Consider the following 22536-nt stretch of genomic DNA (forward strand, 5'->3'; position numbering starts at 1 on the left):
TCACAAATAGTAAAACCGGGCCACATCTGAACATCAGATGCGACCCGGTTTTTGACTAACAGGAATCCAAGAACTTACTTGATCTCGAGGAGAACAACGCCCTTGTTGACACCCTCGCCTGCAGCGACAGTAAGGCCGGTTACGGTTCCGGACTTATGAGCCTTCACAGGGTTTTCCATCTTCATAGCCTCGAGGACAACAACGGTGTCGCCTTCGTTGACTTCAGCGCCTTCTTCGACGTTGACCTTGATGACAGTGCCCTGCATTGGAGCTGCCACTGCATCGCCGGATACGCCAGCCTTTGCACCACCTGCGCGACGCTTCTTGGCCTTCTTCTTAGGACCAGCGGTGCCACCGAGTGCCAGATCGCCTGGGAGTGCAACCTCAACGCGACGGCCGTTGATCTCCACAACAACCTTCTGTGCTGGGGTCTTGTCCTCATCTTCGTCGAGCTCGGAAGCGTCAACGTAAGGTGCGATTGGGTTATCCCAAACCTCTTCGATCCACTTGGTGTAGATCTCGAAGCCTTCGTCGTTGCCCACGAATGCTGGGTTTTCCACGATGTGCTGGTGGAATGGGATAACGGTTGGCATGCCCTCGACAACGTACTCTGCAAGTGCACGGCGGGAGCGCTGGAGAGCCTGCTCGCGGGTGTCGCCCCAAACGATCAGCTTTGCCAGCATGGAGTCGAACTGTCCGGAGATTTCGGAACCTTCAACGACACCGGAGTCCATGCGGACGCCTGGGCCCTGTGGCTCGCGGTAGCTGGTGATCTTGCCTGGTGCAGGCATGAAGTTGGAGCCAGCGTCTTCGCCGTTGATGCGGAACTCGAATGCGTGGCCGCGTGGAGCTGGATCTTCCTTGATGGAGAGCTCGTGGCCTTCTGCGATGCGGAACATTTCGCGGACCAGGTCGATGCCGGTGGTCTCTTCGGTGACTGGGTGTTCCACCTGGAGGCGGGTGTTGACCTCGAGGAAGGAGATCAGGCCGTCGGAGCCAACGAGGTACTCAACGGTGCCTGCACCGTAGTAGCCAGCTTCCTTACAGATAGCCTTCGCGGAGGAGTGGAGACGCTCGCGCTGGTCATCGGTGAGGAATGGTGCTGGTGCTTCTTCGACGAGCTTCTGGAAACGGCGCTGCAGGGAGCAGTCACGGGTTCCGGCGACAACAACGTTGCCGTGCTTATCGGCGATGACCTGAGCCTCAACGTGGCGTGCCTTGTCCAGGTAGCGCTCCACGAAGCACTCGCCGCGGCCGAACGCTGCGGTTGCTTCACGGGTTGCGGACTCGAAGAGGTCAGCGACTTCTTCCATCTTGTAGGCAACCTTCATGCCACGTCCGCCGCCACCGAAAGCTGCCTTGATGGCGATTGGGAGACCGAATTCTTCAGCGAAAGCCACAACTTCTGCTGCGTCTTTTACTGGTTCCTTGGTGCCAGGAGCCATTGGAGCCTTGGCGGTATCTGCGATGTGGCGAGCGGTGACCTTGTCGCCGAGGGAGCGGATGGACTCAGGTGAAGGTCCAATCCAGATCAGGCCTTCGTTGATGACTGCTTCTGCGAAGTCAGCGTTTTCTGCGAGGAAGCCGTAGCCGGGGTGGATGGCGTCGGCGCCGGACTTGCGGGCCGCATCGATGATCTTGTCAATGACAAGGTAGGACTCAGCGGATGTTTGGCCACCGAGGGCAAAAGCCTCGTCTGCATATGACACGAATGGTGCATCTGCATCTGGCTCTGCGTAGACGGCGACAGATCCGATGCCTTCATCTCGAGCTGCACGGAACACGCGGATTGCAATCTCACCACGGTTAGCGACAAGAACCTTGGTGATCTTCCTAGTCTCGACTGACACTAATAACTCCTGATTTAAATTGATGACTCAGTGGGTAGACACATAGTTGCCTGACCAATAGTGAATATTCTTGCACACTCAACCCCGAAGAACTCAACCAGATATGAGGACTTACTCATATTCTGGGGGAATTCTTCTGTTTTAGGCAGGAAATATGGCTTATGTTCAGGCAAAAAGGGGATACGCCTATTCTATGACACCGAAACGTTATTTTTGGTGTTTTCGCCAGTTTCGATCGGCATGCGAACCATATTGCCCCATTCTGCCCACGATCCGTCATAGTTTCGGACGTTGTTGAAACCGAGCAGATACTTCAGCACGAACCAGGTGTGGGCCGCGCGGTCGCCAACCTGGCAGTAGACAACGGTATCGTCAGCTGGGTTGAGATCGGCGTAGAGCTTGTCCAACTCTGCACGGGTGCGGAAGTTTCCGTTGGGAAGAACAGCGTCCGACCAATCCAGGTTGATCGCGCCTGGGATGTGTCCACCACGAAGCACGCCGGTGTTTGAGGTTGGGTTGCCGTGCTCATCCAATCCGGAGAACTCCGAAGGGGTCCTGACGTCGACAAGCGTCATGCCACCGGATTGCGTGAGCGAACCGAGCACCTCAGCCACGAACGCGCGCTGGTTTTCGTCGACACGCTCCACGACGGGGTAGTTGGCGGAGGGGTACTCCGGAACCACGTAGGAGGTGTCGCGCTCTTCAGCCATCCACGCGTCGCGGCCGCCGTTGAGCAGGCGGACATCGGAGTGGCCGAACAGTTCGAAGACCCACAGGGTGAACGCAGCCCACCAGTTGGACTTGTCACCGTAGACAACAACGGTGTCATCGCGAGCGATGCCCTTGCGGTTCATCAGCTCAGCGAAAGCTTCACCGTCAATGAAATCGCGGGTGAGGGGATCGTTGAGGTCCTTTGCCCAGTCAATGCGCACAGCGCCGGGGAGGTGTCCGATATCGTAAAGAAGGGAATCTTCATTGGACTCCACAACCTTCAGACCAGGGGAGCCGAGGCGGGCGGAAAGCCAGGATGCAGACACGATCCTTTCAGGGTGTGCGTATTCCTCAAAAGCTGGGAATGGGTCGAACGGTGCTGCCATGTGGGGTCGCTGCCTTCCATAAACGAGTGCATAAATGGGTGAAAATTAAATACTGTATCCCAGCATATTGGTTAAAGGTGTTTGTGTCCTTAATTACTAGTGGCATAGTTGGGAAGCAAAGAACATCATCTGTGCTTTATTGTCTATTTTGTCAACGTGAAAATGCCCGGCGCTCAAGCTCACATTCAAGCGCTTCGAGGTTTCAGGGTTTCCCACGTTGAACATAGAAAACGTGTCTAAAAATTCAGTTTTTATTGCTGCTGATCACCTCTTGAAGAACTCAACCCAAAAGTGCTTCAAGTTATGAGAAAGTGAAATCCAACACCCATGAAAAAGAGCATCGTTGTATTTGAAGTCGAAGGCGGCTCCGACAAGCACTTCGACGGTCACCGTAAAGACACCATGCCTATCGTCAACTCCATAAATGATGCTGGCTGGCAGGCAGAGGTTGTGTACTACCGCCCAGAGTGGACCGAAGGTCTCTTTGAGTACGTATCTGAAAACTTCGACGGCTACATCTCACGTGTCAACCCAGGCAACATCCCAGGCGGCGAGCGCGGCTACTTTGACCTGCTCACCCGCCTGTCCGAAGCAGGGCTCGTGGGCATGTCCACCCCTGAGGAAATGATGGCATACGGCGCGAAAGATGCGCTGGTCAAGCTATCCCAAACCGACCTGGTGCCATCCGACACCGAGGCGTACTACGACGTGGAGACCTTCCACAAGGTTTTCCCAACCTCCCTGTCCTTCGGTGAGCGCGTGCTCAAGCAAAACCGTGGCTCCACCGGCTCCGGCATTTGGCGCGTCCAGTTGGTAGACAAGGAACTGGCTGCATCCATCGAGCCAGGCACCGCACTGCCATTGGACACTGAAATCAAGTGCACCGAAGCAGTCGACAACCACACTGAAGTCCGCAAGCTCGGCGAGTTCATGGATTTCTGTGACCAGTACATCATCGGCGACAACGGCATGCTCGTTGATATGCGTTTCATGCCACGCATCGTCGAAGGCGAAATCCGCATCCTTCTCGTCGGACCACACCCAGTGTTCGTCGTGCACAAGAAGCCAGCAGAAGGCGGCGACAACTTCTCCGCAACCCTGTTCTCCGGCGCGAAGTACACCTACGACAAGCCAGAGCAGTGGCAGGAACTGATTGACCTCTTCGCAGACGCTCGCCCAGTCATCGCAGAAAAGCTCGGCGGCGACAACATCCCATTGATCTGGACCGCAGACTTCATGCTCGGCGATGTCGTTGACGGCAAGGACACCTACGTGCTCGGTGAAATCAACTGCTCCTGCGTCGGCTTCACCTCCGAGCTGGACATGGGCATCCAGCAGCTTGTGGCATCAGAGGCCATCAAGCGCATCGAGGAATTCGCGCAGCTTACTGTTTAAAACTTTGCTTCTCGACGTCTCCCTCCCGCACCTTGCCAGGCAAGGCGCGGGAGGGAGATTGTTTTATTTTTGGTGGTTTATTTGTCGAGTAGGACTGCGACGGACTCTGGATCCGCATCAGAGAGCATCTGGCGGCAACGATCGTATTCGTTGTCCTCACCAATCAGCTTCGCAGCAAGAGCTAGGGAAGCGATAGCCCGCAACACTCCCTGGTTTGGCTCATGAGAGAAGGGGACAGGACCCCAACCCTTCCAACCATTGGCACGCAGACGATCGAGACTGCGGTGGTAACCCGTGCGCGCAAAAGCGTAGGCCTGAATCTTCTCTTCATCATTTGATGCAGATTTGATAAGATTTTCAGCTCGGTACGCCCACACCAATGGGCTGTCAGGATGCGCAATCGCTGTCGAGGTCAAAGTTGGATCGGCGCCGAGGGCAGGATCTTCCGGAAGTTTTACTGGAGGAGGGGCAAGCATGTCATTAATTTGAACCATGTCCCCAATCCTAACTTCAAAGGCAAGTGTGAGAAGATCATAGCGTTGTGCAGGATATGAAAAGAGGTTGTCGGTGGGAACGGCGAGAGGGCTTTCTCAAGTTCTGAAAGAAGCCAGACAAGGTGGAAAACCCACTTCAGCCACCCAGAAAGTTCCACGCTCCGGCTACAGATATGACCTCGATGGGCTCCGCGGCATCGCGATCGCCTTCGTAGTTTTGTTCCATGTTTTCGTCGGAAAAGTCTCCGGCGGTGTGGATGTCTTCCTGCTGCTGTCTGGCTATTTCTTCTTAGGGTCGCAATTGCGTTATGCAGATCGTCCAGATTCTTCCATCAACCCCTGGTGGCCGATTTGGCGCACGCTACGCAGATTACTTCCTGCGTTAGTGCTGGTGTTGGGCGTTTCCATGGTCCTCATCTTGGCGTGGGTGCCCAGACTGCAACGAATAGAAATAGCCAACCAAGCAGTAGCCAGCCTCTTCTATGTCCAAAACTGGGAGCTCGCATCCCAAGGTGCTGCCTACGGAGCAGCCTCTGCAGAAGTCAGTCCTTTCCAGCACTTGTGGTCCATGGCTGTGCAAGGGCAGTTCTACCTCTTTGCCATCTTGTTGAGCATGGCGATCATCCTGATTCGTCGATACCGCCCCGAATACTCCGCAGTGCGACTAGCGACTCCTGTGCTGGCAGTGCTCACATCCGTATCATTTTTCAGTGCAATCCTGTGGCATTTCATTGATCAATCAGTCAACTACTATTCCACCTTCACCAGGTTCTGGGAGCTCGGCCTTGGTGCACTATTGGTGCTGCATGCGCCTCGAATTTTGATTTCTGCGAAGACTAAATCAATACTCGCAGCCGTCGGTTTGTTTATGGTGCTATCCACTGGATTCTTCATGGATGGCGCAGAGACTTTCCCTGGATTCCCCGCGCTGTATCCCATCTTGGGTGCTTGCTTAGTCATCCTTGGCGACGGTAAAATCTCGGTCTTTCTCTCCCGAAAATGGATGCTTTGGCTCGGCGATATCGCCTACCCGCTCTACTTGTGGCACTGGCCTCTGCTGATCATTTTCACCGCTTTGTTCAACCAAGAAGAGCCATCCATCTGGCTGGGTATCGCCGTGATTATGCTGTCCCTTGGCTTGGCGCAGCTGACTAACAAATACGTAGAAAAACCAATGCAACAGCAGGGAAAGCGCCCACTATTTAGGGAATCCCGCAGTGCTGATGCTTTGCAAAAGCTGCGTTCCTCCAGGCCTGCCCGAATGCGTGCGTATGCGGGTATCGCAGTAGTCGCAGTCGGTTTCGCCCTGACATCTACTCCGCAGGTGCTCTACCAACGAGTCCTCGATACCCAAATGAGTGATCTCGATCCGGAGATCTACCCCGGTGCACTCTCCCTGGCGGGCTTCGATGCCCCCGAAGTAAAACCCAAACCAAACCCCTACGTGCTGGCCGATACCGTCTCACCCGCCTGGGCAAAAGGCTGCATGTCCGTCTTCGGCGACGATCCATCTGAACTAGCACCAGACAACTACGACGAAGATTACTGCGCTTTCGGCAACCCCAACTCACCCGTCGAGGTCTACCTCGTCGGCGGATCCCACGCCGAACAATGGATGGCACCACTCGACGCCCTAGGCAAGCAACACAACTTCAAAGTGATCCCCCTCGTCCGCCAATCCTGCCCCACCTTCGTGGTGGAACTCGACGGAATTTTCAGCGACGACTGCATCGAATTCAACGAAAAAGTGATCGAACGCCTCGCAGAAGTAAAACCCGACCTCGTGGTCTCCAACTCCACCAGACCGCTCCTTGAAAAAGGCCGCGGCATCGACGAAGTGCCAGAATCATACATCACGCTGTGGGACTTCCTCGAAGCCGAAGACATCCCATTCATGGGACTCCGCGACAACCCGTGGTTCATCCAGCCAGGAGGCGAAGGATGGATGGTGTCCCAATGCTACGAAGAAGAACAATCCTTGGTGGACTGCTCGATCACCAAAGACAACTTCTACGCACCAGTAGACCCCGCTGAAAAAGAACTAGCCATCAGAAACAATATGCTCGCAGTGGATACTTCACGATGGTTCTGCCCAGACGACCTGTGTATCCCAGTGATCGGCAATGTGTATGTATACCGCGACGGCAACCACATGTCCGATGAATACGCACAATCTTTGGCTCCATTCCTGTGGAGCAATATGCGCAGGCTTCTGGTCGCTTAGGACTCTTTATATAGGCGGGGCTGTGTTAGGCCGTTAGAAGCGGTTCTGAGAGGTCTACTTCTTTGGGGATAAGTGCCGGACATAGCGTCGGACCAAACGAGAATGCCCACGAATCCCTAAAGGGGAGTTCGTGGGCATGTGTGTTTGGTTTCCGAGCCTCAATACCGGTCACAGATGCCCACGGATGGGGAATTCATCGTTGGTGGGCACTGTGGTTTGGTGGGGGACTCGAGACAGACCAGACAGGCGTGCCAAAACTCTCGACGAATCGAAAATCTTGGCACGCCTGTTTGGTGCGGAAAGTGTTTACATGTTCCAGAAGTCGCTGGCGTTGAAACCGAGGCGGTACAAAGCACGGCGCACGACGGGGAGAGACAATCCGATCACGGATGAGGGGTCGCCTTCGATGGAATCGATGAACCAACCACCAAGTGCTTCGAGGGTGAACGCGCCTGCGCACTCTAAGGGTTCGCCGGAGTCGGCGTATCGCTCAATATCTACATCGCTGGCCTCGGCGAAATGAATGTTGGTGGAGGAGGACTCCACGATCACTTCATCGCCAAAGATGATGGCGTGGCCGGTGATCAGTGTGGCCTTGTTGCCGCGTTGTTGTTTCCATCTTTCGATGGTGGCTTCGCGGGTGTGCGGCTTGCCTTGGAGGGTGGCGTCGATAAGCAGCATGGAATCGCCACCGATGACGACGTCGCCCGGATAGGACGGCGCAACCACCTGTGCTTTAGCCAGCGCAAGCTGGCGGACGATCTCCTCCGGCGCAGAGCCGTTGAGGGAGTGAAGGAGCGCGTCCTCATCAACATCAGCTGGGTGGATGAGGGGCTCGACGCCCGCCGAATTGAGGATTCTTCGGCGGGACGGGGACTGCGAAGCCAGAACGATCTGCATGTAACTAGAAGAAATTCACATTCTGAAACGCGCTGGGGTTAAACGTGTTCGGGCGAGACAGACGCTCATCCAGGTTGCCCCAGTTGTTGCGGTCCTTGCTTGCCGACACCATCTGCTGTGCAGCGGCAGCTTTAGCCAAACCAGCGAACACCACGGTCAAGGCAGCAACCTCTTGATCGGTTGGGTTGCCAGATACGATCTGCAGAAAAGGCTTCTCTGCAGCCTTGGTGTCCTGAGTGGTTTCTTCAGACATGGTTCTCCTTTAAAAAACAGTTTCTATAGTGGAATGTTACCGTGCTTTTTAGCAGGAACATTGACCACCTTGCGATCCAGCAGACGCAGACCCTCAATGATCTGGCCGCGGGTCTCAGAAGGTGGGATAACGGCATCAACCAGGCCACGCTCAGCTGCGACATAAGGGTTGACCAGAGTTTCTTCGTACTCCTGCTCGTAGCCCTTCATGACCTCAGCAACGTCCTTGCCTTCGGTGGCAGCCTGCTTGAGTTCCTTACGGTAGATAAATCCAACAGCACCTGAAGCGCCCATGACGGCGATCTGTGCGGTAGGCCAAGCGAATACGAGGTCAGCGCCCATATCCTTGGAACCCATCACGCAGTACGCTCCGCCGTAGGACTTGCGGGTGATGACGGTGATCTTGCCGACGGTTGCTTCAGCGTAAGCGTAAAGCAGCTTTGCGCCGCGGCGGATGATGCCGTCGAATTCCTGGTTGGTGCCAGGCAGGAAGCCTGGAACGTCCACGAACTCAAGGATTGGGATGTTGAAGGCATCGCAGGTGCGGATGAAACGGGCAGCCTTCTCAGATGCCTTAATATCCAAGCAGCCAGCGAACTGGGTTGGCTGGTTAGCCACGATGCCAACAGAACGGCCCTCAACGCGAGCGAAGCCACACAGGATGTTCTCTGCGTAGTCTTCCTGGATCTCGAAGAACTCGGCGTCGTCGACGATGCGGGAAATAACTTCCTTCATGTCATAAGGCTGGTTCGGGGAATCCGGGATGATGGTGTCCAATTCCAGATCCACATCGTTGATGTTTTCCTGGATGGAACCGATCATGATGTCGGCCTCCTGGCGAGGAGTTTCCGCACGGTTGTTGGATGGAAGATAAGAGGTCAGCTCGCGAACCCAATCCAAAGCATCTGAATCATCAGAAGCAGAGTAATGGGAGGTACCGGAGGTAGCCATGTGGGTGTGAGCGCCACCGAGCTCCTCCTGGGTGACATCTTCACCGGTGACAGTCTTGATGACATCAGGGCCGGTGATAAACATCTTGGAAGTCTGATCCACCATGACGATGAAGTCAGTCAGAGCAGGGGAGTACACGTGACCACCAGCGCAGGCACCCATGATCAAAGAGATCTGTGGGATAACGCCAGACGCCTGGGTGTTGCGGTAGAAGATCTGTGAGTACAGACCCAGAGACACAACACCTTCCTGGATACGCGCACCAGCACCCTCATTGATTCCGATCAAAGGCACACCGGTCTTGATCGCAAGATCCATAACCTTAACGATCTTTTCACCATAAACTTCACCCAAAGCGCCACCGAATACAGCGCCGTCCTGGGAGAACACACAGACCTTACGGCCATCGATGGTGCCGTAACCAGTCACAACACCGTCAGTAACTGGACGCTTGGCATCCAGGCCGAAGTTCTTGGAACGGTGACGAGCAAGAGCATCGATCTCTACGAAAGAGCCCTCATCGAGCAAATACTCGATACGTTCGCGGGCAGTCTTCCTGCCAGCAGCGTGCACTTTTTCTACAGTTGCTTCGCCCATTGGAGCTTGAGCTTCTGCAAGACGGGAGCGAAGATCGGACAGCTTTCCAGCCGTGGTGGTGAGGTCAGGTTTGGTCTGTGCTGCAGTCATGGTTTCTTAGTCTAAATCCTGAAGGGTGAGAGTGAATAATGCGCTTGGTCGTGGTCGACGTACTTTGAAGGCGTTGTGCAGGGTTCTTGTGTGAACATACAAACGCCAAAATACGACCCACTTCGAGGGTTAATCCCCCTAACAAGGGACTAATCGTTTCGCTAACCGGTTATATTAGCCCAGCGCCACCCCCCATGTCTTAAAGATTGGGTGTAAAGAGTTGCCAATTTTCATTGGTATTTCTTTACACCCAATCATTTAAGACGGCCCTTATTGAACCCTTATTGAATTCTTATTGAATTCTTATTGAATTCTTTTGAACCTTTATGGATTCGCCGATTTACAGTGGCATGTTGCCGTGCTTGCGAGCAGGGCGAGTGACGTTCTTGTGCTTGAGCAGGCGAAGGTTGCGGGAAATCTGTCCGCGGGTTTCGCTTGGCAGGATCACGGCGTCGATCAGGCCACGTTCTGCAGCGTGGTACGGGTTGAGCATGTGGTCTTCATACTCGCGCTCGAAGGACTTAGCCAGAGCTACGGTATCGAGGCCCTTGGCATCAGCTGCCATGAGCTCCTTGCGGTAGATGAATCCAACTGCGCCAGCAGCGCCCATGACGGCGATCTGTGCGGTTGGCCATGCAAGGTTGATGTCAGAGCCCAAGCCCTTGGAACCCATCACGCAGTACGCTCCGCCGTAAGCCTTACGCATGGTGACGGTGATCTTTGGAACGGTTGCTTCGCCGTATGCGTAGAGCAGCTTTGCGCCACGACGCAGAATGCCACCGTACTCCTGGCCTGCGCCTGGGAGGAAGCCGGGGACGTCGACAAGCATGACGATTGGGATGTTGAACGCGTCGCAGGTGCGGACGAAGCGAGCTGCCTTCTCAGAGGAGTCGATGTCCAGGCAGCCAGCGAACTGGGTTGGCTGGTTGGCAACAAAGCCAACGGACTGGCCTTCGATGCGGCCGAATGCAATAACAACGTTTTCTGCGCGGTCTGCCTGGATTTCCAGGTATTCGCCATCGTCGGTGAGGCATTCGATGACATCGCGGACGTCGTAAGGAACGGTCGCGGAATCTGGGATGATCTCGTCGAGCTTCAGATCGTCAGCGGTGATGTTTTCTTCAACGCCGCCTTCTTCCTCGTCGAAGTCTTCCATCGGTGCGTAGGAGCGATTGTTGGATGGGAGGAAGGACACCAGGTCCTGTACCCAATCCAGTGCTTCCTCATCGGTCGCAGCGGTGTAGTGGGAGTTACCAGCGGTCACCATGTGGGTGGTTGCTCCGCCAAGCTCTTCCTGGGTGATTTCCTCGCCGGTGACGGTCTTGATCACGTCTGGGCCGGTAACGAACATCTTGGAGGTCTTGTCCACCATGACCACGAAGTCGGTCAGAGCTGGGCCGTAAGCGTTGCCACCTGCACATGCGCCCATGATGACGGAGATCTGTGGGATAACGCCAGAAGCCTGAATGTTTTGGTAGAAGGTCTGGGAAATGAAGTCCAGGGAGACAGCGCCGTCCTGAATACGAGCGCCAGCGCCTTCGTAAAGACCGATCAATGGGCGGCCGGTGTCGATTGCCAGCTCCATGATCTTGATCATCTTTTCGCCGTACACCTCACCAAGCGCGCCACCGAATACGGTGCCGTCCTGCGAGAAGATGCAGACTTCGCGTCCATCAATGGTGCCCCAGCCGGTCACGATGCCGTCGGTTGCAGGACGCTTAGCGCCCAGGCCGAAAGCGGTGGTGCGGTGGCGAGCCAGCTGATCGGTCTCGATGAAGGAGCCCTCATCGAGTAAGTAATCCAAGCGCTCACGGGCAGTGAGGCGTCCAGCAGCGTGGACCTTCTCTACTGCCTTTTCACCCATGGGGAAATGGGCTTCCGCGCGGCGAGCCTTAAGGTCGGCGATCTTGCCGGCAGTGGTGTTGATGTCTGGAAGGTTGGCGACGTCAATCAAAGGTGAGGAAATGGTCATGTTTTGAAATCGTAGCGGTAGGCGGGGGTAACGTCCACAATATTTCCGCGGTGATTTACATCACTGAACAGGTTCGTGCTGCGTGCGGGTAGTTTTTAAAGGTAAAACTTTTTGGGCGTGTCGCCCTTAAAGCGCGCTTTTCGACGCGACCCCACTACATTGGCTTCCATGAACGTTGACATTTCACGATCCAGAGAGCCGCTAAACGTTGAGCTCCTGAAGGAAAAATTGCTCCAAAACGGTGACTTTGGCCAGGTCATTTACGAAAAAGTGACAGGCTCCACTAATGCTGACTTGCTGGCACTTGCAGGTTCTGGCGCTCCAAACTGGACGGTGAAAACTGTCGAGTTTCAAGATCATGCGCGTGGGCGACTCGGCCGCCCGTGGTCTGCCCCTGAGGGTTCCCAAACAATCGTGTCTGTGCTCGTTCAACTATCTATTGATCAAGTGGACCGGATTGGCACTATTCCACTCGCGGCGGGACTCGCTGTCATGGATGCGTTGAATGACCTCGGTGTGGAAGGTGCCGGACTGAAATGGCCCAACGATGTTCAAATCCACGGCAAGAAACTCTGCGGCATCCTGGTGGAAGCCACCGGCTTTGATTCCACCCCAACAGTTGTCATCGGTTGGGGCACTAATATCAGCCTGACTAAAGAGGAGCTTCCTGTTCCTCATGCAACTTCCCTCGCATTGGAAGGTGTTGAAGTCGACAGAACCACATTCCTTATTAATATGCTCACACATCTGCATACTCGACTGGACCAGTGGCAGGGTCCAAGTGTGGATTGGCTCGATGATTACCGTGCGGTATGTTCCAGTATTGGCCAAGATGTTCGAGTGCTTCTACCTGGGGATAAAGAACTCTTAGGTGAAGCGATCGGTGTCGCGACTGGCGGAGAAATTCGTGTTCGCGATGCTTCGGGCACCGTTCACACCCTCAACGCCGGTGAAATTACGCACCTTCGCCTGCAGTAAGGTGACGGTATGGGGAATTCACTTGAGAAACATATTGCAGAGGGAGACCGGATCCACGTCGATCTGACATCTCCTTTATCCGCAATGTTGTTCCCCATTTTTGAACTCATTGTGATTACTGGAATCTGTTGGATGGGCATCGGCTTTTTGGATCAGCTTCCAGGAATCGATGGCACCAACCCCGCCGATAGCTTCCCCGAAGGCACCCGCAATCTTCTAGTGGGTGTGTGGGCAGTACTTGCTGCATGGCGTTTCGGTCTTCCTTTAATAAGGCAACGTCGACTCCGCGTGATCTTGAGCGACCGCAAACTGCTGGTCCGACGCGCGGGTCTGCGCACCGGGTTCGATTCCATTCCACTGAGCTACATTCAGCGAGTCCAACGTCGGCGAAACACCCTGGTCTTAGGTGTTGGTGGACACCACCGACCCTATGTAATCAACCAGGTTCCCAAGGCTCGAAAAGTGGAAGCGCTGCTCAAAGATCTTACATTTTGGTGAAGGCGTTATAGTTAGGACTTGTGACTTCTACAGGAAACCAAGCCCACGCTCCAGGAATGCCCATCGTCGCAGTAATTGGTGACGGCCAATTAGCCCGCATGATGCAGACCTCCGCCATCGAACTCGGACAATCACTGCGAGTTCTAGCTGGAGCGCCGGATTCCTCCGCAGCTCAAGTAGCTGCTGATGTTGTTCTCGGCGATTACACCAACATTGATGATCTGCGCGTCGCCATCGAAGGCGCCGATGTGATGACCTTCGACCACGAGCACGTCCCCAACGAACACCTGCACCAACTCATCGCAGAAGGCGTCAACGTTCAGCCACGCCCAGAAGCGCTGGTCAACGCACAAGACAAACTTGTCATGCGCAAGCGTCTACGTGAACTCGGCGCACCAGTCCCACCATTTGCTGCCATTGAATCAGTCGAAGATGCAGTGGGATTCTTCGAAGCAGTTGATGGCCAAGTTTGCCTCAAAGCACGCCGTGGCGGATACGACGGCAAGGGCGTATGGTTCCCAGCCGATGTAGCAGAGCTTCAGTCGCTTGTGGCAGAGCTTCTCGACGGCGGCACCCCACTCATGGCAGAAAAGAAAGTTGCCCTCAACAGGGAACTGTCCGCCATGGTTGCCCGCACCCCAAGTGGAGAAACCAAAGCGTGGCCAGTCGTAGAATCAGTGCAGAAGAACGGTGTGTGTGCAGAAGCAATCGCTCCCGCACCTGAACTATCCGCAGAACTGCAGGAATCCACCAGAGGATTGGCCCAGAAGATCGCCACGGAACTCGGCGTCACTGGTGTCTTGGCAGTGGAGCTTTTTGAAACCCTCGACCAAAACGGCCAGCCAGAGATCTTTGTCAACGAGCTCGCCATGCGTCCACACAACACCGGCCACTGGACTCAAGATGGCTGCGTGACCAGCCAATTCGAGCAGCACCTCCGCGCAGTCCTCGACTACCCACTGGGTGCTACCGACACTTTGGCTGATTACACCGTGATGGCCAACGTGCTCGGTGCCGACACCGACCCAGAGATGCCCATGGCAACCCGCATGGTGGAAGTGGGGCGCAAGTACCCAGATGCCAAGATTCACCTCTACGGCAAGGGACATCGCCCGGGACGAAAGATTGGCCACGTCAACATGGTGGGATCCGACCTTGAAAAGACCCGAGCCGAAGCCCTGGCCTGCGCATACTTCCTTGTCAACGCTCGCTGGGATTAGGTCTTTTCTGAGCGCTAGCATTTCTCCACTCAAAGGAGCATGCTTAACCGCATGAAAAGTGCGCGGCCAAAATCAGTCGCTCCAAAATCCGGACAAGCTTTACTCACTCTCGGTGCCCTAGGTGTTGTGTTCGGCGACATCGGCACCAGCCCCCTGTACTCACTTCACACTGCATTCAGCATGCAGCACAACAAAGTCGAAGTCACTCAGGAAAATGTGTACGGCATCATCTCCATGGTGTTGTGGACCATCACTTTGATCGTCACCGTCAAATACGTCATGCTGGTCACCCGAGCTGACAACCAAGGACAAGGTGGCATCCTGGCGCTCGTTGCTTTGCTGAAAAACCGTGGGCACTGGGGAAAATTCGTGGCAGTAGCCGGCATGTTGGGCGCCGCATTGTTTTATGGCGATGTGGTGATCACCCCGGCGATCTCTGTTCTCAGCGCAACAGAAGGCTTGACGGTTATCTCCCCAAGCTTTGAGCGCTTCATTCTGCCCGTATCTCTCGCAGTTCTGATCGCTATTTTTGCAATCCAACCGCTCGGTACAGAAAAAGTCGGCAAAGCCTTCGGCCCCATCATGTTGCTGTGGTTTGTCACCCTTGCAGGATTGGGAATTCCGCAAATCATCGGGCACCCAGAAATCTTGCAGAGCTTGTCTCCACATTGGGCCCTGCGCTTGATTGTGGCTGAGCCTTTCCAAGCATTTGTGCTGCTTGGTGCCGTTGTCCTGACAGTAACGGGTGCGGAAGCGCTCTACGCTGATATGGGCCATTTTGGGGCGAGGCCAATCAGAGTGGCGTGGTTTTGCGTCGTCATGCCTGCTTTAATCTTGACGTATTTGGGGCAGGGCGCCTTGGTGATCAACCAGCCTGAAGCGGTGCGCAACCCCATGTTTTATCTCGCGCCGGAAGGTCTGCGGATTCCGTTGGTTATTTTGGCGACCATCGCTACGGTGATCGCATCGCAGGCCGTGATTTCTGGTGCGTATTCATTGACCAAGCAGGCCGTGAATTTGAAACTGCTGCCACGCATGGTGATCCGGCATACCTCCCGCAAAGAGGAAGGCCAGATCTATATGCCACTGGTTAATGGATTGCTGTTTGTATCCGTGATGGTTGTGGTGCTGGTATTCCGATCCTCTGAAAGCCTCGCCAGCGCGTACGGACTTGCAGTGACCGGAACCTTGGTGCTGGTCAGCGTCCTGTATCTGATCTATGTTCACACCACATGGTGGAAAACAGCGCTGTTCATTGTGCTCATCGGTATTCCAGAAGTACTTCTATTCGCCTCGAACACCACGAAAATTCACGACGGTGGCTGGCTTCCACTACTTATTGCGGCCGTGCTCATCGTGGTGATGCGGACCTGGGAGTGGGGAAGTGACCGCGTCAATCAGGAACGCGCAGAGCTGGAACTTCCCATGGATAAGTTCTTGGAGAAACTCGATCAGCCACACAATATTGGTCTGCGTAAAGTTGCCGAAGTGGCAGTATTTCCACATGGCACCAGCGATACTGTCCCGTTGTCATTGGTTCGCTGCGTGAAAGACCTCAAGCTTTTATACCGAGAGATCGTGATCGTTCGAATCGTCCAAGAACACGTTCCGCACGTGCCACCAGAGGAACGCGCGGAAATGGAAGTGCTCCATCACGCCCCGATCAGAGTCGTGCGAGTTGATCTGCACCTTGGTTATTTTGATGAGCAGAACCTGCCTGAGCATCTCCATGCCATTGACCCAACATGGGATAACGCCACCTACTTCCTGTCTGCCCTGACTCTTCGGAGCAGGTTGCCTGGAAAGATTGCTGGCTGGCGTGATCGTTTGTATCTTTCGATGGAACGTAATCAGGCATCTCGAACTGAGTCTTTCAAATTGCAACCAAGCAAAACCATCACGGTTGGAACAGAGCTGCACCTTTAATCAGGCAGTTGCTGGCCAACTGAGTTAGCCTAAAACGATGAAGAAAAATCCTTTGGTTGAATGGGTCTGGGTTATGGATGAACTCGGGGTTGGCTGGTGCCAATGCGAGAAAGATTCCATCACCGGAAAAGCACCACATCCCGTGAACAAGCCACTGGTCACCAAATCCATTATCAGGGCTCTAGGCGATGTCCCCGATGTCATGAGCAACCAGGACATCAGCCTTGTGGTGGTGGATTTGTGGAAATTCGATACCATTACTCCTCCAATCGCAGAATCCCTCATGCGTTCCGTCAAAGCTGTTAACGGTGAGATGCACCCGCAGTATCCCACCGCGACAGCAATGGCTGCGATCAAGCATTTCTCCAACACTTTTGATGGACAGATTAACGCTTAAAAGGCCTGTTATAGACTGATAAACCGATACGTAACTTTCGCGCTTAAGGAGAATTTCAGTGGGTCCTCTAGTTGGTTTGATCATGGGTTCGGATTCGGATTGGGACACTGTAGCGCCAGCTGCAGAGGTACTCGCTGAGTTTGGCATTCCTTTTGAAGTCGGAGTTGTCTCTGCACACCGCACCCCAGAGAAGATGCTCAACTACGCAAAGACTGCACATGAGCGCGGCATCAAGACGATCATCGCGTGTGCTGGCGGCGCTGCACACCTGCCAGGCATGGTGGCTGCAGCAACTCCACTTCCAGTCATCGGTGTTCCACGCGCATTGAAGGATCTCGACGGTTTGGATTCCTTGCTGTCCATCGTCCAGATGCCAGGCGGCGTTCCAGTCGCCACTGTCTCCATCGGTGGCGCGAAGAATGCAGGCCTACTTGCCGTTCGTATTCTCGGTGCTGGTGATCCTTCTTTGGTCACGAAGATGGCCGATTACCAAGAGAATATGGCGAAGGAAGTTGAAGCCAAGGACGAAGCACTGAAGAAGCGCTTGCTCGGCTAATGAATCCGATCGTGGTGCTGGGATCCAAAGTTGTTGATGGTCAAGTCACTGGCCTTTTGGCCTCAAGGCTGGAAAAGGCCATTGAGGTCTCATCTTTGACCCCAGAAGCACCCGTTGTGGTCAGCGGTTTCGGTGAAGCCGCCGCCATGGCAGATTATTTACGCGCCCGTGGAGTGACCACCATTGTGGAAGAACCATGGGCCACCAGCACCAATGAGAATTTAGAAAACGCCCACGCATTATTTCCGGACACACTACAGTGGACTGTTGTGACCAGTGGCTTTCATGCCTGGCGCACCTATTTATGGGCTTGGCATTTAGGGATTCCCATCAAGGTGGTCACTGCTCGTACACCTTCAGCTGAGCGCCTAGGGATGGCGATGAGAGAGTGTTTTGCACTGCCGCATTCAACACTTCGAGTGCTGTGGCGAAAAATCCGAACTCCAAAGAACTAGCCTAAGAACTAGCCCCATGAGCTATCCCTCAAAAAATTACTGATAGTGAGGTTTTCGCATGTCAACTGCATATTTTATTGCGCACGGAAACGATACGTACCGCCCAACGGAGCATTCCAGCGGTGTGTGGCGCGATGATGAACTCCACCTTGCACCGGTTGCCGGTTTGGTGATTCACCATATGGAACGTTGGCGCAGGGAAGTGGTTGGCGATGCTTTGGTGTTCAGCCGTTTTAGTTTGGAGGTCTTGGGCCAGATCGCTCGGGATGATGTCACCTTGAGAACAGAGATCGTTCGTCCCGGGCGCACCATTGAACTTATTGAAACCGTGGCTGAAATCAACGGCAGAGTGACGATTCGTGCACGCGCCTGGTTGCTGAAGACCTCTGATCTTGCCCATATTTCTGGCGATACTTTTGAAGCGTTGCCGTCAATGACTGAACTGGCAGATGTTAAGTCAGCGTTCCAGTGGTCTGGTGGATTTATGGACAGCATTGTGTTTGTTGAGGACGCTGAGAAAATTCCGGGCAAAAACCGCGCGTGGATTACCGGCGATGTGCAGTTGGTTGACGGCGAAGATTCTGAGCCTTTGGCAGAGTTTTCCAAATTCTTGGATGTGGCCAATGGCGTGGCGGTTCGGGAAGATCCAAAGACTTGGATGTTCCCGAACGTGGATCTTACTTTCCATCTGTTCCGCCAGCCGGTGGGCACCAAGGTGGGTTTTGATACCCGCGCGGCGTTTGGACCCAACGGCATCGGTTTGACCACGTCGGTGATTCACGATGCCGAAGGTCCTGTGGGCACGCTTAATCAATCATTGACAGTGCGCCCAATTGCTGAGTTAAACAAGTGACCTAGTTAAACAAGTGACCGGGCTGAATAAGCAACCTGGTTAAACAAGTGACCGCGCAGCGTGGTGTGACTGTATTCTGTGCGGAATCGGCCACGTCGCTGCAGTTCAGGGACTACTAAGTCAACAAAGTCGTCCAAACTGTGGGGGAGCATCGGTGGCATGAGGTTGAAGCCATCGGCACCGCCCTCGTCGATCCAGCGCTCGATTTCATCAGCGATGCTTTCCGGAGTGCCGATAAATGTGGCGTGCCCACCGCCTGCTGCGAGGTAGCCCAAAAGTTCGCGGACGGTTGGTGATTTAGATTCGATGATCCGCAGGACCGTTTCGTACCTGCCTTTAGGACCGGAAAACTCTTCTAGCGGTGGCAGTGGTGGGGGAGGTGCATCCAAATCCCACGTCGAGCAATCTTGACCCACAAAGAAACTCAACTGATTTAGTGAGTCTTTGACCGGCAGCAACGCATTAAGAGCCTGCTGTTTTGCACGCGCTTCTTCCACGGTCGTGCCAACAAAAGTCACCAAACCAGGAAGCACCGGCATGGGCTCGCGACCCTGGGCAGTGGCACGAGCATGAATATCAGAGCGATAATCTTGCGCTTGCTCCAAATCCCACGCCACAGAGTAAATTGCCTCGGCGTATTTCGCAGCGATTTCCCGTCCTTGCGGTGAGGATCCAGCCTGAAAAAGTACGGGTCGACCCTGCGGAGGACTGGGGATATTCAGCGGACCAGCGACTTGGAAGAACTCACCATCATGATCGATAGATTTAATGAGCGAGGAGTCCGCAAATTTTCCAGCACGATCCATCACCAAACTTTCCGCAGGCCAAGAATCCCACAGCGCAGTGATGGTTTCAATAAATTCCGCAGCGCGCGCATAGCGAACATCGTGACCCGGCAACGCATCCATCCCGTGGTTACGCGCCTCCGCATCGGTCATCGATGTCACCACATTGATTCCAGCACGCCCACCCGAAATATGATCCAAGCTGGCGATCATCCGCGCCGCATGAAACGGCTGCCAAAACGTACTGGAAATTGTGCTGATCAACCCAATATTGTTCGTCGCCCGCGCCATCGCAGTCAACGCGGTCACCGGCTCCAAAAACCAGCCCGGCCCATTCTCCAGACCGACCGGATTAATCGCCTGCCCATCGGCCAAAAAGACCGCATCCAGCTTGCCCCGCTCAGCGGTGCGCGCGAGTTCCTCCCACCAGGAAATTAAACCCAGCTTTTCGACGCTTCCCTCCACCGCTCGCCACGCCGCCGCGTGGTGCCCGGCACCGAAAGCAAAAAGGTTGAGGTGTATTTCTTTCGGTGTCATTAGTTGAAAACCAGTCTGTAAAGTGTCAGCACGTTGTGCACACCCAATGTCATATCCTTGTGCACGCCCTATCCCACTAGGTTGTGCACACACAAAGCCACAGCAGTGTGCACACCAACCCAGCCCCTCGGGACAAGTTTCTAGCGCAGAAGATCCCCCGGATCTATCGACTTGAATCGCTTCTCAGCCTCATCACGTTTGCGTTGCCACAACGGTGTCGGGTGTTGCATCCACACCCCACGAATGTTGTAAGAATTGATATACGACTTACCCCGGGCAATCGCCACAACCGGCAACGGAATCGACAACTCAAGCTCCCCGGTTATCGCATCCCAGAAACCAAGCTCAGTTGCCGTCACCGTCCGATAAAACTCCCTGTCCCTCATCGTACGAGGAACAGAAATACGCATCCCCTGGAACACCACCTTCTGATTATTCCCAGCAAACGTAAACACATCAGGATCCACCGGCTTTTTACCAAAACGACGTACCCGTCGACGTTGCTCGGTCTGCTGCATCTTAGACACCGGAACAGATTCCTCCTGCCGAACAAGCGGGACATCTGATTGCTTCTCAATTCGACGACGGGCATAGTGATCGGCTTGCTGTTGAAGCACGACGGGATCAATCGGGGGTTGTTGTTCCACACAGCCCACAATCTCCCAGGCCGCGGCCGGGGTGAGATTATTCGGCAACCCCTGATGCGGGCGACGATTGTTGTAATGATCGCGGAACTGTTCAATATAGTGCGCACATTCCTCAAGTGTGTGTGGTTGATGAGCTTGAAGGAAACGAAATAGTGTGCGGTGGCTGCGTTCGTTTTTACCTTGGGTTTGAGGATGCCCAGGCTTGCCGGTAATGCTTAAACACCCCACCGTCGCGAGATAGCTTTCCAAGCTTCCGACGTATCCTTGCCGCATCCGGTTAAACGCTGAGCCGTTATCACTGAGTAATTCATGCGGGGCACCGAAATGAGCAATCGCTTGTTCTAGCGCTGTTCGGGCATCGACTGAGTTTTCATTCGCGGGGAAGACACAGGTTCCGACATCAAACCGAGTGGCATCATCAAGGATTTGATAGATCGTTACCCGAGTCAGATCAGTATCGTGCAGTGTGTAGATGAAACCATCTATTTGCCACATTTCCATGGCTTGACCTCGTTGAAACCTCACCACCGACGACTTCGGTCGCTTCTTAGGGTTACTTTCAACAGCTCCTGCGGCGCGTAACAAACGAGCAATGGTTGAAACAGATGGAATCGGTGCAGTCAGTTCCCCGGTGGAGATGCCTTCGAATCGAATAGAGATCGGGCCGTACTCCCATCCTTGGGCTTTCAGGCGTGCGCGGATGGACAGCAAGGTGCTGGTGATGGATTCATCGTACGTTCGCCGGGCGGTGATTGGGGCGCTGGAGTGTGGATGCAGTGCTGCGTTGGCGTCTTGTTGGTATCGGTTGCGGATGTTGTAGAAGCTGCGCCGCGATATTTTTAGCCGACTGCAGAACTCTTCGATCGAGGGGCTGTTCGGTGCGAACGGATCGAAATCGATGATCTTGCGTCGGGTTTCTGGGGGTAGGGGTTTAGGCATGATGTCAATTGTGAGCAGCCTAGGACTATGCCTGTGGTGTAGGTCTGGGGTGTGCACAAGGTCATGACACTATGCATGCACAAGGTCATGGCATTAAGTGTGCATAAGGTCATGACACTGAGTGTGCACAACCCTCTGACACAAAACAGTTGAAAACCAGTCCTCCGTCGACGACCAAGTTTTGGCCTGTAACCGCGCGCGACCAGGGGGATGCGAAGAAGAGGGAGGCGTCGGCAAGCTCTTGGGGAGTGGTGACGGACCCCAGTGGGGTGCCGGCGGCGATGAAATCAAAGACTTCCTCGGGCGTGGCGGCGCTGGCGCCGGTGGTGCGCAGCAGGCCGCCGCTGACCATGTTGACCGTGATGTGGCGTGGGCCCAAATCCTTGGCAAACGTGCGAGTCAAGGACAGCAGCGCAGCCTTCGCAGCGGTGTAATCGTGGTAGGGGACAGTCGGATTCTGGAAAAGATTCGTGCCGATGTTAATCACACGACCACTTCCCACCTCCTCAAAACCAGGCAAAGCCTCCTGGATGGTGTTCAGCGCGCCCTCGATTGCGCTGGTGTACTGCTGATTAAAACGCTCAATGGTGATGTCCTCCGCCTTGGGACGCGCATCGCCATCAAAGCTGAAATCCGCCAAAGCGCTGTTGACCACAGTGGTGATCGGGCTGCCGAAATGTTCCTTGGCCTGCGCAAACATGCTTTTCACCTGTTCGCGATCACGAACATCAGCCTGAATCGCCACCGCCTTTTCACCAGCCAGCTCTGCGGCAGCATCAGCCGAACGGTGATAGTTCACCACAACACGAGCACCCTCGCGCAAAAATGATTCAGACAACGCGCGACCAAGTCCGCGTGCACCGCCGGTGACCAAAACAATTTGCTCAGAAATATCAAGCATGAAAAAACGCCCTTCTTGGGTT

General features: G+C 54.5%; 20 protein-coding genes. 10 read left to right on the forward strand and 10 right to left on the reverse strand.

Annotated elements, in window-relative coordinates; all coding sequences use genetic code 11:
• Window positions 1–74 precede the first annotated feature (74 nt).
• Window positions 75–1850 carry an acetyl/propionyl/methylcrotonyl-CoA carboxylase subunit alpha gene (locus CGL_RS03495; RefSeq protein ID WP_011013826.1) on the reverse strand — a complete coding sequence of 592 codons (1776 nt, stop codon included), beginning with the start codon at window positions 1848–1850 and terminating at the stop codon, window positions 75–77.
• A gap of 191 nt (window positions 1851–2041) precedes the next feature.
• Window positions 2042–2947: a sulfurtransferase gene (locus CGL_RS03500; RefSeq protein WP_011013827.1), complete on the reverse strand. Its 906-nt coding sequence runs from the start codon at window positions 2945–2947 to the stop codon at window positions 2042–2044.
• 327 nt (window positions 2948–3274) lie between these two features.
• On the opposite strand from CGL_RS03500, the gene CGL_RS03505 reads away from it, so the two are divergent.
• Window positions 3275–4342 carry a Cj0069 family protein gene (locus CGL_RS03505; protein ID WP_011013828.1) on the forward strand — a complete coding sequence of 356 codons (1068 nt, stop codon included), beginning with the start codon at window positions 3275–3277 and terminating at the stop codon, window positions 4340–4342.
• A 77-nt stretch (window positions 4343–4419) separates the two neighbouring features.
• Here the strand turns inward: CGL_RS03505 and CGL_RS03510 are convergent, their stop codons facing one another.
• Window positions 4420–4836 (reverse strand): DUF3151 domain-containing protein, encoded by a 417-nt coding sequence (locus CGL_RS03510; RefSeq protein WP_011013829.1) that lies wholly within the window; start codon window positions 4834–4836, stop codon window positions 4420–4422.
• A gap of 73 nt (window positions 4837–4909) precedes the next feature.
• On the opposite strand from CGL_RS03510, the gene CGL_RS03515 reads away from it, so the two are divergent.
• Complete coding sequence (locus CGL_RS03515; protein WP_011013830.1) at window positions 4910–7060, forward strand: acyltransferase family protein; 2151 nt, start codon at window positions 4910–4912, stop codon at window positions 7058–7060.
• A 306-nt stretch (window positions 7061–7366) separates the two neighbouring features.
• Here CGL_RS03515 and CGL_RS03520 read toward each other — a convergent pair whose 3' ends face one another.
• The 4 genes from CGL_RS03520 to CGL_RS03535 all read right to left on the reverse strand — a co-directional run bounded on the left by CGL_RS03520 (window position 7367) and on the right by CGL_RS03535 (window position 11822).
• Window positions 7367–7960, reverse strand: coding sequence for a nucleoside triphosphate pyrophosphatase (locus tag CGL_RS03520; protein ID WP_011013831.1), 594 nt, complete (start codon window positions 7958–7960; stop codon window positions 7367–7369).
• Window positions 7961–7964: 4 nt separating this feature from the next.
• The gene (locus tag CGL_RS03525) at window positions 7965–8213 is read right to left on the reverse strand and encodes an acyl-CoA carboxylase subunit epsilon (RefSeq protein ID WP_011013832.1); all 249 of its coding nucleotides are present in this window, start codon (window positions 8211–8213) and stop codon (window positions 7965–7967) included.
• Window positions 8214–8236: 23 nt separating this feature from the next.
• Window positions 8237–9850: an acyl-CoA carboxylase subunit beta gene (locus tag CGL_RS03530; protein WP_003863615.1), complete on the reverse strand. Its 1614-nt coding sequence runs from the start codon at window positions 9848–9850 to the stop codon at window positions 8237–8239.
• Between the two features lie 340 nt (window positions 9851–10190).
• A complete protein-coding gene (locus tag CGL_RS03535; protein ID WP_011013833.1) occupies window positions 10191–11822 on the reverse strand; it encodes an acyl-CoA carboxylase subunit beta in 1632 nt (543 codons plus the stop codon).
• A 111-nt stretch (window positions 11823–11933) separates the two neighbouring features.
• Here CGL_RS03535 and CGL_RS03540 point away from each other — a divergent pair, with 111 nt between their 5' ends.
• The 8 genes from CGL_RS03540 to CGL_RS03575 are packed head-to-tail and all read left to right on the forward strand — an operon-like array spanning window position 11934 to window position 18705.
• On the forward strand, window positions 11934–12800 hold the full coding sequence (locus CGL_RS03540) for a biotin--[acetyl-CoA-carboxylase] ligase (protein WP_011265607.1): 867 nt from the start codon (window positions 11934–11936) through the stop codon (window positions 12798–12800).
• Window positions 12801–12809: 9 nt separating this feature from the next.
• Window positions 12810–13298, forward strand: a complete 489-nt coding sequence (locus CGL_RS03545; RefSeq protein ID WP_003863611.1) for a hypothetical protein — start codon at window positions 12810–12812, stop codon at window positions 13296–13298.
• Between the two features lie 56 nt (window positions 13299–13354).
• A complete protein-coding gene (locus tag CGL_RS03550) occupies window positions 13355–14518 on the forward strand; it encodes a 5-(carboxyamino)imidazole ribonucleotide synthase (RefSeq protein WP_011013836.1) in 1164 nt (387 codons plus the stop codon).
• A gap of 39 nt (window positions 14519–14557) precedes the next feature.
• Window positions 14558–16444, forward strand: a complete 1887-nt coding sequence (locus tag CGL_RS03555; RefSeq protein WP_011013837.1) for a potassium transporter Kup — start codon at window positions 14558–14560, stop codon at window positions 16442–16444.
• Window positions 16445–16481: 37 nt separating this feature from the next.
• Window positions 16482–16841, forward strand: a complete 360-nt coding sequence (locus CGL_RS03560) for a hypothetical protein (protein WP_011013838.1) — start codon at window positions 16482–16484, stop codon at window positions 16839–16841.
• Window positions 16842–16899: 58 nt separating this feature from the next.
• A complete protein-coding gene (gene purE / locus CGL_RS03565; RefSeq protein WP_003858249.1) occupies window positions 16900–17397 on the forward strand; it encodes a 5-(carboxyamino)imidazole ribonucleotide mutase in 498 nt (165 codons plus the stop codon).
• Window positions 17397–17852: a YdcF family protein gene (locus CGL_RS03570; RefSeq protein ID WP_011013839.1), complete on the forward strand. Its 456-nt coding sequence runs from the start codon at window positions 17397–17399 to the stop codon at window positions 17850–17852. Before purE ends, CGL_RS03570 begins: the two co-directional genes overlap by 1 nt.
• Window positions 17853–17910: 58 nt before the next feature.
• Window positions 17911–18705, forward strand: coding sequence for a thioesterase family protein (locus tag CGL_RS03575; RefSeq protein WP_011013840.1), 795 nt, complete (start codon window positions 17911–17913; stop codon window positions 18703–18705).
• 5 nt (window positions 18706–18710) lie between these two features.
• Here the strand turns inward: CGL_RS03575 and CGL_RS03580 are convergent, their stop codons facing one another.
• The 3 genes from CGL_RS03580 to CGL_RS03590 form a co-directional block, all read right to left on the reverse strand.
• Window positions 18711–20027, reverse strand: a complete 1317-nt coding sequence (locus tag CGL_RS03580) for an LLM class flavin-dependent oxidoreductase (RefSeq protein ID WP_011013841.1) — start codon at window positions 20025–20027, stop codon at window positions 18711–18713.
• A gap of 140 nt (window positions 20028–20167) precedes the next feature.
• A complete protein-coding gene (locus CGL_RS03585; RefSeq protein WP_011013842.1) occupies window positions 20168–21613 on the reverse strand; it encodes an integrase core domain-containing protein in 1446 nt (481 codons plus the stop codon).
• Window positions 21614–21722: 109 nt separating this feature from the next.
• Window positions 21723–22514, reverse strand: coding sequence for a 3-oxoacyl-ACP reductase (locus CGL_RS03590; protein ID WP_011013843.1), 792 nt, complete (start codon window positions 22512–22514; stop codon window positions 21723–21725).
• Between the last annotated feature and the right edge of the window lie 22 nt (window positions 22515–22536).

Source organism: Corynebacterium glutamicum ATCC 13032 (assembly GCF_000011325.1).
Lineage (GTDB): Bacteria > Actinomycetota > Actinomycetes > Mycobacteriales > Mycobacteriaceae > Corynebacterium > Corynebacterium glutamicum.